The 14534-nt window shown below is 70.2% G+C and carries 13 protein-coding genes and 1 pseudogene; 7 read left to right on the forward strand and 7 right to left on the reverse strand.

Annotated features, from left to right (window positions below; genetic code table 11):
* Positions 1-6 precede the first annotated feature (6 nt).
* From DCE93_RS02525 to DCE93_RS02540, 4 genes and pseudogenes are all read left to right on the forward strand, one after another.
* Positions 7-1386, forward strand: coding sequence for an FAD-binding oxidoreductase (locus tag DCE93_RS02525; protein ID WP_108594492.1), 1380 nt, complete (start codon positions 7-9; stop codon positions 1384-1386).
* Entirely contained in the window at positions 1383-2738 is a 1356-nt protein-coding gene (locus tag DCE93_RS02530) for a class I SAM-dependent methyltransferase (RefSeq protein ID WP_108594493.1), read from the forward strand. The genes DCE93_RS02525 and DCE93_RS02530 overlap by 4 nt, the downstream gene beginning before the upstream one ends.
* 163 nt (positions 2739-2901) lie before the next feature.
* Positions 2902-3642 carry an RHS repeat-associated core domain-containing protein gene (locus tag DCE93_RS02535; RefSeq protein ID WP_205647460.1) on the forward strand — a complete coding sequence of 247 codons (741 nt, stop codon included), beginning with the start codon at positions 2902-2904 and terminating at the stop codon, positions 3640-3642.
* Between the two features lie 834 nt (positions 3643-4476).
* Positions 4477-4653 (forward strand): annotated as a pseudogene (locus tag DCE93_RS02540) (IS481 family transposase); the annotation flags it as partial.
* 385 nt (positions 4654-5038) lie between these two features.
* On the opposite strand, the gene sufU reads toward DCE93_RS02540, so the two are convergent.
* On the reverse strand, positions 5039-5527 hold the full coding sequence (gene sufU / locus DCE93_RS02545) for a Fe-S cluster assembly sulfur transfer protein SufU (protein WP_108594495.1): 489 nt from the start codon (positions 5525-5527) through the stop codon (positions 5039-5041).
* Positions 5524-6819, reverse strand: coding sequence for a SufS family cysteine desulfurase (locus DCE93_RS02550; protein WP_244284224.1), 1296 nt, complete (start codon positions 6817-6819; stop codon positions 5524-5526). Before DCE93_RS02550 ends, sufU begins: the two co-directional genes overlap by 4 nt.
* Positions 6820-6971: 152 nt before the next feature.
* Between DCE93_RS02550 and DCE93_RS02555 the strand changes: the two genes are divergently transcribed.
* On the forward strand, positions 6972-7484 hold the full coding sequence (locus tag DCE93_RS02555; protein WP_108594496.1) for a MarR family winged helix-turn-helix transcriptional regulator: 513 nt from the start codon (positions 6972-6974) through the stop codon (positions 7482-7484).
* A 90-nt stretch (positions 7485-7574) separates the two neighbouring features.
* The gene (locus tag DCE93_RS02560; RefSeq protein WP_244284225.1) at positions 7575-8594 is read left to right on the forward strand and encodes a CPBP family intramembrane glutamic endopeptidase; all 1020 of its coding nucleotides are present in this window, start codon (positions 7575-7577) and stop codon (positions 8592-8594) included.
* 3 nt (positions 8595-8597) lie between these two features.
* Here the strand turns inward: DCE93_RS02560 and DCE93_RS02565 are convergent, their stop codons facing one another.
* Genes DCE93_RS02565 through DCE93_RS02585 form a run of 5 tightly spaced genes read right to left on the reverse strand, consistent with a single transcriptional unit; the run spans position 8598 to position 13459 of the window.
* The gene (locus DCE93_RS02565; RefSeq protein ID WP_108594497.1) at positions 8598-9524 is read right to left on the reverse strand and encodes a prenyltransferase/squalene oxidase repeat-containing protein; all 927 of its coding nucleotides are present in this window, start codon (positions 9522-9524) and stop codon (positions 8598-8600) included.
* Positions 9525-9584: 60 nt separating this feature from the next.
* The gene (locus DCE93_RS02570) at positions 9585-9788 is read right to left on the reverse strand and encodes a hypothetical protein (RefSeq protein ID WP_108594498.1); all 204 of its coding nucleotides are present in this window, start codon (positions 9786-9788) and stop codon (positions 9585-9587) included.
* On the reverse strand, positions 9781-11118 hold the full coding sequence (locus DCE93_RS02575) for an LLM class flavin-dependent oxidoreductase (protein ID WP_108594499.1): 1338 nt from the start codon (positions 11116-11118) through the stop codon (positions 9781-9783). The genes DCE93_RS02570 and DCE93_RS02575 overlap by 8 nt, the downstream gene beginning before the upstream one ends.
* Positions 11115-12443, reverse strand: coding sequence for an LLM class flavin-dependent oxidoreductase (locus DCE93_RS02580; protein WP_108594500.1), 1329 nt, complete (start codon positions 12441-12443; stop codon positions 11115-11117). Before DCE93_RS02580 ends, DCE93_RS02575 begins: the two co-directional genes overlap by 4 nt.
* Positions 12440-13459 (reverse strand): LLM class flavin-dependent oxidoreductase, encoded by a 1020-nt coding sequence (locus DCE93_RS02585; protein WP_108594501.1) that lies wholly within the window; start codon positions 13457-13459, stop codon positions 12440-12442. Before DCE93_RS02585 ends, DCE93_RS02580 begins: the two co-directional genes overlap by 4 nt.
* Before the next feature lie 282 nt (positions 13460-13741).
* On the opposite strand from DCE93_RS02585, the gene DCE93_RS02590 reads away from it, so the two are divergent.
* Positions 13742-14533, forward strand: a complete 792-nt coding sequence (locus tag DCE93_RS02590; RefSeq protein ID WP_108594502.1) for a DUF427 domain-containing protein — start codon at positions 13742-13744, stop codon at positions 14531-14533.
* Position 14534 lies beyond the last annotated feature (1 nt).

The following is a 14534-nucleotide window of genomic DNA, read 5'->3' on the forward strand; positions in this document are numbered from 1 at the left end:
GGAGACGTGTCCGCTCCCGCGACCGACGCACGGACCGCTCACGCCGCCGGCGTGGAGCGCCTTCTCGAGAGCTACCGGGCCGTTCCGCCCGGCGCTCCGGTGCGACTCGCCAAGCGCACCTCGAACCTCTTCAGGTCGAGGGCGACGACGGATGCCCCGGGCCTCGACACCTCGGGACTGAGCCACGTCATCGCGGTCGATGCCGCCGCGCGCACCGCCGACGTCGCCGGCATGTGCACGTACGAGCAGCTCGTCGCCGCGACCCTGCCGCACGGGCTCGCGCCCCTCGTGGTGCCGCAGCTGAAGACCATCACCCTCGGCGGCGCCGTCACGGGCCTCGGCATCGAGTCGACCTCGTTCCGCAACGGCCTGCCGCACGAGTCGGTGCTCGAGCTGGACATCCTCACCGGTGCCGGCGAGGTGGTCACCGCATCGCCGACCGAGCACCCCGAGCTCTTCCGCGCCTTCCCGAACTCCTACGGCACGCTCGGCTACGCGGTGCGGCTGCGCATCGAGCTGGAGCCGGTCGCGCCGTACGTCGCGCTCACCCACGTGCGGTTCCATTCGCTCGCCGAACTCGTCGCCGCGATGGAGCGCATCGTCAACACCGGCCGGTTCGACGGCGTCGCCGTCGACTCCCTCGACGGCGTGGTGTTCAGCGCCGACGAGAGCTACCTGTGCGTCGGCAGGCAGACCGAGGCATCCGGCCCCGTCAGTGATTACACCGGCCAGCAGATCTACTACCGGTCCATCCAGCACGACGACGGCGTGACGCACGATCGCCTCACCGCACACGACTACCTGTGGCGGTGGGACGCCGACTGGTTCTGGTGCTCGCAGGCGTTCGGCGCGCAGCATCCGCTCGTTCGACGGCTCTGGCCGCGGCGCTTCAGGCGCAGTCGTTCCTACGCGAGGCTGATGCGCCTCGAGCGGCGCTTCGACTTCGGCGACCGCATCGAGCGGCTCAAGGGCAGGCCGCCGCGCGAGCGCGTCATCCAAGACGTCGAGGTGCCGATCGAGCGGTGTACGGAGTTTCTCGAGTGGTTTCTCGCCAACGTGCCGATCGAGCCGATCTGGCTCTGCCCGCTGCGCCTGCGGGGCGACGACGCCTGGCCGCTCTACCCGATCGAGCCGCGCCGCAGCTATGTCAACGTCGGCTTCTGGTCGACCGTGCCGGTCGGAGCGACCGAGGGCGAGACGAACCGCCGCATCGAGCGCGAGGTCAGCGAGCTCGACGGGCACAAGTCGCTGTACTCCGATGCCTTCTACTCCCGTGAGGAGTTCGACGAACTCTACGGCGGCGGCACCTATCGTGCCGTGAAGCAGGCCTACGACCCCGATTCACGACTCCTCGACCTCTATGCGAAGGCGGTGCAACGACGATGACCTCGATCAAGGGTTCAGCGCGACAGGCGGCGGAGACGCCCGAGACGCCCGAGAACGACGCGACACCGGATGCCTCGGGCAAGCTCAGCCTCGCGGCGATCCTCGAGATCTTCGCCGGGGGGCGACTGCCGCTGCGATTCACCGCCTACGACGGGAGCTCGGCCGGGCCGCCAGACGCCGCACTCGGCCTCGAGCTGAAGACTCCGCGCGGCACGACCTACCTCGCCACCGGACGCGGCGACCTCGGCCTCGCCCGCGCCTACATCGCCGGGGACCTCGAGATCCACGGCGTGCACCCCGGCGACCCCTACGAACTGCTGAAGGCCCTCGCCGACGAGCTCGTCTTCAAGCTGCCGCCGCCGCGCACGATGGCCCACGTCATCCGGTCGATCGGGCTCGAGCGCCTGCGCCCGATCGCGCCGCCCCCGCAGGAGGTGCCGCCCCGCTGGCGCCGAGTCGCCGAGGGCATCCGGCACAGCAAGTCGAGGGACGCCGAGGCGATCCATCACCACTACGACGTCTCGAACACCTTCTACGAGTGGGTGCTCGGCCCGTCGATGACCTACACCTGCGCGTGCTACCCGCGGCCCGATGCATCCCTCGACGAGGCGCAGGAGAACAAGTACCGCCTGGTGTTCGAGAAACTGCGGCTCGAGCCCGGCGACCGGCTGCTCGACGTCGGGTGCGGCTGGGGCGGAATGGTGCGCTACGCCGCCCGCCGCGGGGTTCGCGCGACAGGGGTGACCCTGTCGGCCGAGCAGACGGCGTGGGCGCAGCAGGCGATCGCCGCCGAAGGGCTGTCGGACCTCGCCGAGGTGCGGTACGGCGACTACCGCGACATCGCGGAGACCGGGTTCGACGCCGTCTCGTCGATCGGCCTGCTCGAGCACATCGGGGTGCGCAACTACGCCTCGTACTTCCGCTTCCTGCAGTCGCGGCTGCGGAGCGGCGGGCTGCTGCTGAACCACTGCATCACCCGCCCCGACAACCGCTCGGAACCGGCGGCGCACGGATTCATCGACCGCTACGTCTTTCCCGACGGGGAGCTCACGGGATCGGGCCGCATCATCACGGAGGCGCAGGATGTCGGCCTCGAGGTGCTGCACGAGGAGAACCTGCGCCCCCACTACGCGCTGACGCTGCGCGACTGGTGCGCGAACCTCGTCGAGCACTGGGACGAGGCGGTCGCCGAGGTCGGGCTGCCGACCGCGAAGGTGTGGGGGCTCTACATGGCCGGCTCGCGGCTCGCGTTCGAGTCGGGCGGCATCCAGTTGCACCAGGTGCTCGCCGTGCGCCCCGACGAACGCGGCGGCACGGGCGAGCTGCCGCTGCGGCCGTGGTGGACGCCCTAACAGAGTCGCCTGGGTTTGGTTCGGTTCCTATCGGGCGGCCCGGCCCCCAATCAGTGATCACACACAGGCCGACCGAGTTCGGTGCCAACACCCCCTGATCATGGCGGATGCCGCGGGGGTTCGGAGCGCCGGGGTATTCCGGTATGACCCGTTCGGTCAGCCCGTGGACCCGGTCACGGGTCGGATCGGGACCCTGGTCGCGGATGATGCGGGCCCGGACACGTTGCAGGGTGATGCTGACTGGGGTTGGCTTGGACAGCATCGCAAACTCGCCGAACACGCCGGTTCGATCCACACGATCGAGATGGGCGCCCGCCAGTACGTGCCCGCCCTGGGCCGGTTCCTCGAAGTCGACCCCGTCGAGGGCGGCGTCACCAACAACTACGACTATCCAGCAGACCCCATCAACCAATTGGATCTCAGCGGCGAGTGCATGTTCTGGTGCGGCGAAGATGGCAAGCTAGATTGGGGAATGGTCTTGGATGACTCTGCCTTCGTCCTGGGATTTTTTGCTCCGGTGTGCGCCGCGTGCTTGGTTATCTCTATTGGGATCACCGCGGGGAGGAGTTACTACAAGATGGCGACTGGGGACGTGGCGGGTGCTGCTCTCGGCGTGGTGGACATTGCATCCTTCGGCGTGGGGCGGGTCGTCACCCGTACGGTCAGGGCAGCTGGTGAATCCTTCAATAAGGGGATCAAGCTCAAGAACCTACCTGGAAGCACAAGGGCTGAGAAGAGTGCGGCCAGGGCGAACTTCAGGCGCTCACACGAAGCGATCTGGTCTGACCGCATTCGAACTGCCAAGGTAGCCGCCCGCGTGTATACCGTAGGTGCTGGCCTAAATTCGGCTTGGGATCGTTACAGTGCTCATTCGGGACGTCCAGTGAACTTTGGGTTGCGATGAGCCGCCGATTAGGGCGAAGAATTTGCCTCTACCTCTCCACGGATGTAGCGCTATACACGGTCATCGGGATGGTGATCACCTTATTCATGCCGTGGGAATGGTGGGCTCGTCTCTCATGCATGCTGCTGATTCCTCCGGTTCTCTATTTGAGGCTGAAGTTTGTCGGTAGGCCAATTCAGCTGTGGAAGTGGAAGTGCGCCGATTCCGGCGACAACGAAGGGCGACCCGGGCCGCGGGAGTAGGCGCGAAGGCGCAGTCGTGCCGGCAATGGGACTACAGACATCTGACAACTGCATTAGGCACGGTGGGTGCAGCTTGGAAAGGCTATGCAGGTCGGCTCTCGGCTGATCAAGATCAATAGGTTGACCCAGAACCCTGCCAGGTACCTGGAGCCCGGCGAATACGCCAACGCAGTCATAGCGAAGCACTTCAGTCCGTAAGGTCCGGATCGGGGTGCAAATGACCGCTCAACGCGCGGCCAGGGCCCTCGACCCGCGGACTGTGACGTCCGCGCGAATCTTGTCGATGGGTTCACCCGCGAGGTGCGCAGCGGTCCACGTCGTGGTGCGCCATGTCTGCTCAGCCGGCAGGTTAACGCGAGCCGCAGCCGAGGCGAGTCCGGCCCGGAGGTCGGGACGTCCGTCTGAGTTCACGGTGCGTAGAACTTCGCTCGCAAGGCCGCACAGTGATAATGCGCTACTCCGGCTGATTGAATTGCGCATCGCCGTCCGCCGTTCCTGGCGGTGCTGATTCCGACGCACCCGCGGCAACCCATCCCTCTTCCAGGGTGGTCCTGATTCGGACCGTCAAGTGGACCAGAGTCAAGTTGACATAGCCACCACTGCCGGCAAAGACCGCAATAAGTACCGTGGTGTGCTGATGCGGCACGCGTTTGTGCACACCGTGATCGATGACCACTCCCGGGTCGCGTACGCCGAGATCCACGACGACGAAACCGCCGCCACCGCGACCAGTGTGCTGCGCCGGGCGGTGTCCTGGTTCGCCGACCGCCCTCTGCGCGATTAAGGACGTGTGCTCGAACCGGATCGCAGGGTACTCGATCAGCGAGCTGGACCGAGCTGCCGCTCACCTCGGGGAAGGTGCGGGCGAGGGCGTCGAGCGCCTCCTGCGATTCGGTTCCGGGAATGCGGTACGTGTTGTCGGTGCCGACGCCGAGCAGCGCCGCGCCCGTGAAGAGCGCGGCGAGCACGATCAACCAGAGCGCGAGAACGAGGCGACGAGCCTTGTAGGCCCACCGGCCGAGTGCGTAGAGCGCCGAAGACACCGTCGTATCTCTTCCTCTGCAGTCGCAGAGGAATCCTCAGGACGGCTGGTGCTCCTCAACCTAGGGCGTTTCTCGCGAGCCGCGCAAGCGATCGTCGCCCGGTTACACCCGCTACTCCTGGGTCGTCGAGGGGTGCGAATCCGGCTCGCCCCGGGTGCCCGCGCGCGCCGCGGCGACGCAGGCCTCGAGCGCGACCCACGCGAGCATCGCGCACTTCACCCGCATGACGTACTTCGAGACGCCGTGGAAGGCGATCGCGTCGCCGAGCAGCTCCTCATCGGCCTCGCCGGCGCCCTGCGAGCGCATCATCGTGCGGAACGCGTCGACGAGCTGCCGCACCCGGTCGAGGTCGGCGCCGGCCGCGAGCTCGGTGAGGGCCGAGGCCGAGGCCATCGAGATGCTGCATCCGTCGCCGGTCCAGCCGATCGCCTCGATGGCGGTTCCGGATGCGTCGAGGCGGATGCCCATGGTGATCTCGTCGCCGCACGTGGGGTTCAGCTCGTGGTGCGTCGCGTGGGGCTCGGCGAGCTCGCCGTCGCCGAGCCGGCGACGCGAGTGGTCGAGGATGAGCTCCTGGTACAGGCCCGACAGGTCGCTCATGCGTCGACCCCGAAGAAGCCGCGCACCTCGGCGAGCGCCGCGGCGAAGCGGCGAACCTCGTCGGCCGTCGTGTAGACGTAGGCGCTCGCTCGCGTCGTGGCGCGCAGGCCGAGCCGCCGGTGCAGCGGCTGCGCGCAGTGGTGGCCGACCCGCACCGCGATGCCCTGCGAGTCGAGGAACTGGCCGACGTCGTGGGCGTGCACGCCGGGCACGTCGACGCTCGCGAGGGCTGCACGCGGACTGCCGGGGGGCGGGCCGACGAGCCGTACACCGGCGATGCGGGAGGTCTCCTCGACGAGCAGCTCGGCGAGCGCGGTCTCGTGCGCGTGCACGTTATGCATGCCGAGCGCCTCGAGATACCGCACGGCCTCGGCGAGGGCCACGGCCTGCGACACCGGTTGCGTGCCGGCCTCGAAGCGCTGCGGAGACGGCAGGAACGACGCCGACTCCATCGTCACGGTCGTGATCGTCGAGCCGCCGGTGCGCGCGGGCGGCAGCGCGTCGAGCAGGTGCTCGCGGCCGTAGAGCACGCCGATGCCGGTCGGTCCGAGCATCTTGTGCGCCGAGAAGGCGGCGAAGTCGACGCCGAGCTCGGCGAAGTCGGTCGGCCGGTGCGGCACCGACTGGCAGGCGTCGAGCAGCACGAGGGCGCCGTGGCGGTGGGCGAGCTCGACGACGTCGGTGACGGGGGCGAGATACCCGGTGACGTTCGAGACGTGTGCGAAGGCGACGAGCCGGGTGCGGTCTCCGATGACGGATGCCGCGTCGTCGATCGACCACGTGCCGTCGTCGTCGACGGGGATCCAGCGGAGCGTCGCACCGGTCTTCGCGGCGAGCCGCTGCCATGGGATGAGGTCGGCGTGGTGCTCGGCCTCGGTCACCACGATCTCGTCGCCCGGCGCGAGCCGGAAGATCTCCGCTTCGGCGCCGCCGAGGCCGGCCGCGGCATCCGCCATGCCGAGCGCGACCATGTTGATCGCGTCCGTCGCGTTCAGGGTCCACACGATCTCGCGGGAGCCGGCCCCGACGAAGCGGGCCACCGTCTCGCGGGCCTCCTCGAAGGCCGTCGTCGAGGTGCCGACGAGCGTCGACGCGCCGCGATGCACGGCGGCGTTCGCCCGCTCGAGGTAGGCGCGTTCGGTGTCGAGCACCACGAGCGGGCGCTGCGCGGTCGCCCCGGAGTCGAGATACGCGAGCGGATGCCCGTTGAGCTGCTGATCGAGGTACGGGAAGTCCCGCCGAAGGTCCGTCGGCAGCAGATCGTCGATGGTCGTCGTTCGGTCGAGGGTCACTGTTCCTCCCAGCGTGCCGAGGCGGGCGGATCCACTCGGCGGCTCACTACCAGTCTGACGCAGTTTCCGTCGGTCATCGCCGTCTGAGCGGTCAGCTGTCTTCGTCCGTCACGGGAGTGGGCGCGCGGTGCACGTGCGGGTACCGTGACGGTATGCCCCGCAGTGCGAGCCAGCGTGGCGACCGCGATGACGAGGTCGACCTCTTGATCGACGCGTGGTCCCGTCGCCTCCCCGACGTCGACCTGACACCGCTCGACGTGATGTCGCGCCTGCGGCGAGTGGCGAATCGGCTGAGCCGGCTGCGGGCGGACGCGTTCAGCGGCGCCGGGCTCGCGGCGTGGGAGTTCGATGTGCTCGCCGCGCTCCGCCGCGAGGAGCCGCCGCACGAGTTCAGTCCGGCGCAACTGATCGGGGCCACCATGATCGGCAGCGCGGCGATGACGAACCGGCTCGACAACCTCACGCGCCGCGGTCTCGTCGAGCGGCGCCCGAACCCGCGTGACGGGCGCAGCGTGCTCGTGCGCCTCACCGCCGAGGGGGCGACTCGCGTCGACCACGCCATGCGGCTGCTCGCCGAACGCGAGGCCGAGGAGCTGCGCGGCCTCACCCGTGAGGAGCAGGCGACGCTCGCAGCACTGCTGCGCCGCCTCGCGCACGAGGGGTGAGCGGATGCCGCGGCATCCGCATATCGCCGACGGCATATCTCCGTCGTGCGGCGGATTCGCGAGTCGTGGCGCGCCGATAGCGTGGGTCGCGTGAGCGACGAGCAGACCGGCCCGACCATCTCGACGACGCCCGATTCCGCGGCGATGCCCGAAGCGCCCGTGCCTGACGCGGCGGCGGAACGCCGGCACGTGCCGTGGGCCGCCGTCGCCGTGTTCGCGGTCGTCTCGTGCGGGCTGGCGTGGCTCGTCGCCGCGCCGCTCTGGGCGCGCGGCCTGGGCATGACCGATCCGCTGCTCCTCGTGCTCGCGACCGTGATGATGCTCACGCCGGCGATCGCCACGGTCGCGGCGCTGCTCGTGGAGCGGCGACAGCGCGGCGAGCGCGGCGCCCGGGGCATCCTGCGCGAGCTCGGCATGTGGCCCCTCAAACCGGTGGGCCGCACGCTCGGCATCTCGGCCGCCGCCATCGTCGCGCTGCCGCTGCTCATCGCCACCGGGCTGCTCGTCGTCGGGCTGCTCGGTCTTGCCGAGTTCGACCTCGTCGGATTCTCGGGCTTCGAGGCGCAAGTCGCCGCCCAGCTACCGCCGGGCACGCCCGCCCCGCCCATCGTGCTGCTCGTGGTCATGCAGCTCGTGATGATCCCGATCGGGGCGATCATCAATGCGCCGTTCGCCTTCGGTGAGGAGGTCGGCTGGCGCGGCTGGCTGCTGCCCGCGCTCCGGCCGCTCGGCGTCTGGCCGGCACTGCTGATCTCGGGCGCGTTCTGGGGCTTCTGGCACTCGCCGCTCATTCTGCTCGGCTACAACTTCGGCCTCACCGACATCACCGGCGTGCTGCTCATGATCCTCGCGTGCATGGTGCTCGGCGTGCTGCTCGGCTGGACCCGGCTGCGCACCGGCTCGGTGTGGCCGGCGGTGTTCGGGCACGGCGCCTTCAATGCGGCGGCGGGGCTCGGCCCGCTGCTCGTGGCCGCCGACTCCCCGGTGCCCCCGGCGTGGCTCGCGGGGCCGGCCGGCCTCATCACCTGCGCCGTGATGGCCGTGCTCGTCGCGGTGCTCGTCGCCGCGGGCCAATTCCGCCGCGACCGGCTCGACGCGCGTCTCGGCTGAGGGCTACCGCCCCTCGTACCAGCGCAGCACCCGCAGGGCGCGCACGGTGTTCCATCGGCTCGGCTCGCCCTCGGGCGCGTCGACGGCGAAGTGGACCTCGCCGCGCCATGGCGAGCCGGCGGGCCAGCGGCCGTCGCCGCCTCCCTGCGAGACCACGAGATCGATCGCGTCGGCGATGCGCGGATCGGGTCGCTCGTGGGCGGTGCGGAAGTAGTCGAGCGAGCGCAGCACGTCGTACACCCAGTACGGCGGGAAGATGAGGTTCGCATAGCGGGGCAACACGATCTCACCCGTCGAGCGACGGCGGAACAGACCGCGCTCGAGCAGGTACTCCTCACCGCGACGACGGGATGCCGCGATCTCGGGCGGTGCGCCGGGCACGGCCTGCTCGTAGGCCAGCAGCCCCTCGAGCACGCAGAGCGTCGAGTCGAACGAGGAGCGGTCCGACTCCTCGCGCGGCTCGCAGTTCCAGCCGTCGTCGTCGAGCTGCTCCTGCAACAGCCGGGGGATGATGCGGTCGCTGCCCGCACCGAGCTCGCCGAAGTAGGCCGCCAGGGCCAGCACCCCGCCGTTGACGCACTCCTCGACCTCGCCGTGGAAGTAGGGCAGATCGCCCCACTCCCTCCAGACCACCCCGTCGCGAACCCGAGCGATCGCCGACCGGGTCTGCGGGGCATCCGGGTCGATGCCCAGCCGCCGCAGCAGGTGCAGCGTCCAGGTGACGCTCGTGCGCGCCCCGTCGATGCCGTACTCATCGCCGCCCCAGTAGCCGTCGCCGGACTGCAGGGCGAGCAGCTTCGCGCCCCAGCCCTCGGTGGCGATGCGAGCGCGCTCAGCGGCGACCTCGCCGGGCGGGGCGTCGAGCAGGTCGCGCATGACCTGCCAGCGGATCGATGGGTCGGAGTCGAGCAGCCATTCGGTGACATCCATCCGCCCATCGTGGCGAACTTCGGCCGATGGGGCCAGTGGTCGTGCGGCCGCCCGACGGGTTCAAGGTGTTCGTCTGCGGCGGGCCCGGTCGAGCGCCGGCGTGAGGTCTTCGCCGTCGACGATGGCGGGCTCGCGGCCTGCGGCGCCGACGCGCGCCGAGGCATCCGCTCGCTGCCGTTCGCGCTCTGCGGAACGCACCGAGCGCACGATGCGGTAGGCGCGCGGGCCGTGGGCGCGGGCGTACCAGTGCAACAGGTCAGACACGGGTCTCTCCGATCGATGCGGCGACTCGGGGTCGCTCGAGGCCGAACCGCTCGCGGAGCGTGCGCTCCTCGTAACCGGTTCGAGTGAGGCCGCGCCGCTGGAGTTCGGGCACGACGAGGTCGACGAAACGGTGGATGCCGCTCGGCAGGGTGAGGAACTGCACGATGAAGCCGTCGGCGGCGCCGCCGCGGAAGCGCGCCTCCATCTCGTCGGCGACCCGCTGCGGGGTGCCGACGACCGTCTGCTCGCGGAACGCACGCGCGTAGAGCTCGCGTGCCGTCACCCGGTCGGCGGCTCGCGACCACTCGGCCAGCCGATTCGGCGACCGCGACTCGTTCGAGGTGTCGGTGTCGGGCCGGTACGTGAACGGCTCGTCGGCCGAACGCCCCGTGAGATCCTGGCCGACCGTGTGCGAGACGTCTTCGACGATGAGGGTGTCGGGCGTCGAGGCGAGCAGCTCCTCGGCGAGATCCTCGGCCTCGGCGCGCGACGACGCCACGACCGGGCGGATCGACGGGAGGATCGCGAACCGATCGGGGTCTCGGCCGTGGTCGACGACGCGCGCCTTCAGCCCGGCGTAGAAGGCCTGCGCCTCGCCGAGCGGCTGCCAGCGGGTGAAGACGGCATCGGCGGTCGATGCCGCGAGGTCTTGCCCGGCGGGCGAGCCGCCGGCCTGGAACTGCACCGGGTGCCCCTGCGGCGGACGCGTGATGTTGAGCGGCCCCCGCACCGTGAAGAATTCGCCCCGGTGGTCGGTCGTCGTGAGCTTCGAGGCATCCGCGAACCGGCCCGAGACCTTGTCGGCGAGGATCGCCTCGTCGCCCCAGCTGTCCCAGAGCCGCTCGACGACGCGCACGAACTCGGCGCCGCGCTCGTAGCGGCGCGAATGGTCGAGGTGCGCGTCGCCGCCGAAGTTGCGGGCCTCCTCGTCGTAGCGGGAGGTGACGAGGTTCCACCCGGCGCGGCCGCCGCTCAAGTGATCGAGCGAGGCGAGCGCACGGGCCACGTGGTACGGCTCGTTGTACGTCGTCGACACGGTCGCGGCGAGGCCGATGTGCCGAGTGTGCGCGACGAGCGCCGAGAGCAGCGTGAGCGGCTCGGGTCGCACCTGGCTGTAGTGGTCGATGCCCGAGGGGTAACGGTCCCAGAGGTAGAGCCCGTCGGCGAGGAAGATCGTGTCGAACACGCCGCGCTCGGCCGTGCGGGCGAAGTCCGCGTAGAAGTCGGGGTCGAGGTGCCGGTCGGGTTCGGCACTCGGATGCCGCCAGCCCGTGACGTGCGCACCGCCCGGGTGGAAGAGGAACGCGCCGAGCAGGAGTCGACGGGTCATGCGACGTACCGTCCTTCGGGTCGGGCGAGCCCGAGGTGCTCGCGCAGGGTGTCGCCGGCGTAGCCCGCCGGGTGGATGCCGGCATCGGTCAGCCGAGGGATGACGTCGGCGACGAAATCCTCGATCGTGTCGGGCAGGGTCGGGAACATGAGGATGAAGCCGTCGGCGGCCCGTCGTTGATAGCGCTCCGCGATCCACTCGGCGAGCGAGTCGGGCGTGCCGAGGCGGAAGCGACGTCGCAGCAGCTCGGTGTACAGCTCGCGCAACGTGTACGGCCGCTCGGCGAGGAGCGACGCGATCCACGCGTAGAACGACTGCGACTGGTTGAACCCCGCGACGTCGAAGTCGAACTCGAAGAGTTCGTCGGGGTCGCGCTCGCCGAGGTCGGCGCCGAGGTGGTGCGATAGCAGGTCGAGCGACACCCGGTCAGGCGTGAGCGAGGCGAGCTCGCGGAACTTCTCCTCGGCCTCGGCATCGGTGCGCCCGATGATCGGCGACAGCGCCGGCAGCACGAGCAGCGCGTCGGCCGCTCGGCCGGCGCGTCGCGCACGGAGCTTGTAGTCGGCGTAGAGGCGCCGCGCGCCGGTGAGGTCGTCGGGGCTCAGCGTGAACACCGCCTCGGCGGTGCGGCCCGCGAGGGCGCGACCGGCCTCGGATGCACCGGCCTGGAAGAGCGGCGGGTGCCCCTGCGGCGGCCTCGGGATGTTGAGCGGGCCGCGTACCGAGAGGAACTCCCCGGCGTGGTCGAGCACGTGCAGCTTGGCGCGGTCGGCGAAGACGCCGCTCGCGCGGTCGTAGCGGAACGCGTCGTCGTCCCAGCTGTCCCAGAGGCCAGTGACGACGTCGACGAACTCCTCGCCCCGCCGATAGCGCACGGGGTGGTCGAGGTTCGACTCCCGGCCGAAGTTGCGGGCCTCCTCGTCGCTCGCACTCGTGACGAGGTTCCACGCCGCCCGCCCGCGGCTGAGATGATCGAGCGAGGCGAGCTTGCGCGCCACGTGGTACGGCTCGTTGTACGTCGTCGACACGGTCGCCGCGAGCCCGATCTTCGTCGTGACCTGCGACAGCGCCGAGAGCAGGGTGAACGGCTCGAGCCGCACGTTGACGCCGTGGTCGATGCCCGAGGCGAAGCGGTCCCACACGTAGAGCTCGTCGGCCACGAAGACGGTCGCGAACCGCCCCGCCTCGGCGGTCTGCGCGAACCGCGTGTAGTAGTCGAGGTCGAAGAAGTCGCCCGGCCGCGCGGCGGGGCTGCGCCAGCTCGTGACGTGCTCGCCGCCGGGATAGAAGAATCCCGCGCCGAGCACGAGTTGACGACGGCTCATACGAGCGCCTCCTCACGGTGGTCGGCGCCGGCCCAGCCGAGCGCCGGCGCGACCTCGGTCACGAACGCCTCGAGGGCGTCGTGCCGGGCGGCGAACGAGGAGTAGAGCAGTTCCACCTGCACCTGCAGGTGCGTCGCGAAGGCGAAGGCCGGCTGGGTCGAGATCGACTCGATGAGATCGTCGGATGCCCCGTAGTGGATGTTCAGCGAAGCGGCCTTCTCTTCGAGCGTGGTCGCCGGGGGCAGGAACTCCCTGCCCCATTCCCACTTGCGGAGGATGCCCGCCTCGGCCTCGCGGAGCCCCGTCGCCCGGTCCTTCGCCGGGTAGATGAGCGCCGACAGGCCGACCCTGGGCGAGCGCCCGTCGGGCAGCGCCTCGTGGTAGGCCGCCGCCGTCACCTCGGCGGGGATCGTCTGCGTCGTGCCGATGAGCACGCCGTGGCCGGCGCGGGCGGCGAGGCGCGCGCTGCGGTCGGTCAGCGTCGCCTCCCAGAGCCGGTCGCCGAGCGACGTGCGCGGCGGAAACAGCGTGTCGCCGTTCGCGTTCAGGCCGGCGCCGCGCAGCGCGGCCTCGAGGATGGCGAGGTCGTGGCGGTAGAGCGTGCGCTGTTCGTCGGCGTCGCCGGCGATCGTGCGCCCGAAGGCCTCCGCGAGCCCGGGCATCCCGCCGCCGTTGGCGACACCGAGTTCGACGCGTCCGCCGCTCAGCACGTCGAGCACCGCGGCATCCTCTGCAACCCGCACGACGCTCTCGAGCGGCAGGGTCACCGCCGCAGTGCCGAGCCGCAGCGACCGGGTGCGTGAGGCGAGCGCGGCGAGGAACACGAAGGGCGACGGCAGGCCGCCGGCACGGCGGCCGTCGGCGCCCTGCAAGTGGAACTGCCGCACCCAGGCGTAGCCGAACCCGAGGCGCTCCGCGTGCACGAAGAGGTCGAGGAACTCGTCGTAGGCGCCGTCGCCGGCGTCGTCCTCCTCTGCGAAGTGCGCGAACAGGCCGAGCTGTAGACCGTGTGTCATTTCTCCTCCGGGTGATGGCTCACTCGTCGAGGTGTTCGAGGCGAGGTAGGACGAGACGCTAACCCCGCCGACGTCTCATCGGGCACGGATGACGGCAGATGACCGGTTCTCGAAACACCCGGTAACGGGCCGTCGACACATGCCGTCACCATGTGTCGAAATGCGTGGTCATCAGGCGTCTTCATGCGTGCATGCCGCAGCGGCCGCGCTAGCGTCGCCACCACTGCGACCGAACACGCCGGTCGTCGCGACCACCGACCACACCGACTCCAGGGGCCAGACATGACCGTGACCAGCACCACCGAGAACCTCGTTCGACGGTTCGCCGAATACCCGGCGACGTGGAGCTACGAGCCGAGCGCCCGCTGGGTGCGTGGCTTCGTCGGCGACACGGCGATCGTCGACAGCCGCGAGCAGATCCTCGTGTGGGAGCCCCGGCACAAGGTGCCCGAATACGGCTTCCCGATCGCCGACGTGCGCACCGAGCTGCTCACGCCCTCCGACGCTCCCGAACCCGACCTCGCCTACTACCGACCCCGCCGCCCGGTGCGCCAGTGGTTCGACCTGCGCGACGGCGACCGCGTCATCCGCCACGCCGCCTGGCAGTGGGACCTGCCCGAGCTCGAGGGCTACCTCGGCGTCACGTGGTTCCCCGGCGTGCTCGATCGCTGGCTCGAGGAGGACGAGGTGGTGTTCGCCCACCCCCGCGACCCGCACAACCGGGTCGACGCCTTGCCGAGCAGCCGGCACGTCGTCGTGCGCCATGGCGACCGGGTGCTCGCCGAGAGCACTTCGCCCGTCGTCGTGTACGAGACGGGACTGCCGCCCCGCTACTACCTGCCGCGTGAAGACGTGCGGCTCGAGCTGCTCACGCCGACGGACACCTGGAGCGAGTGCCCGTACAAGGGGTACGCGACCGACTACTGGAGCACGGAGCATCCCGAGCCGATCGCCGACATCGCCTGGTCGTATCCCGAGCCGTCGATTCCCGCCATCGCGGGCTTCATCGCCTTCTACAGCGAGCGACTCGAGGTCACCGTCGACGGGCAGCGGGTCACCCCGCCCGCCGCCTGAC

The sequence above is a fragment of the Agromyces badenianii genome (assembly GCF_003070885.1).
Taxonomy (GTDB): Bacteria; Actinomycetota; Actinomycetes; order Actinomycetales; family Microbacteriaceae; genus Agromyces; species Agromyces badenianii.

Coding starts and splice junctions, on each gene's coding strand:
- DCE93_RS02580 (WP_108594500.1), bottom strand. CDS start 12,443: ATGAGCCGTCGTCAACTCGTGCTCGGCGCGGGATTCTTCTATCCCGGC.
- DCE93_RS02555 (WP_108594496.1), top strand. CDS start 6,972: ATGCCCCGCAGTGCGAGCCAGCGTGGCGACCGCGATGACGAGGTCGAC.
- DCE93_RS02585 (WP_108594501.1), bottom strand. CDS start 13,459: ATGACACACGGTCTACAGCTCGGCCTGTTCGCGCACTTCGCAGAGGAG.
- DCE93_RS02565 (WP_108594497.1), bottom strand. CDS start 9,524: ATGGATGTCACCGAATGGCTGCTCGACTCCGACCCATCGATCCGCTGG.
- DCE93_RS02530 (WP_108594493.1), top strand. CDS start 1,383: ATGACCTCGATCAAGGGTTCAGCGCGACAGGCGGCGGAGACGCCCGAG.
- DCE93_RS02575 (WP_108594499.1), bottom strand. CDS start 11,118: ATGACCCGTCGACTCCTGCTCGGCGCGTTCCTCTTCCACCCGGGCGGT.
- DCE93_RS02590 (WP_108594502.1), top strand. CDS start 13,742: ATGACCGTGACCAGCACCACCGAGAACCTCGTTCGACGGTTCGCCGAA.
- sufU (WP_108594495.1), bottom strand. CDS start 5,527: ATGAGCGACCTGTCGGGCCTGTACCAGGAGCTCATCCTCGACCACTCG.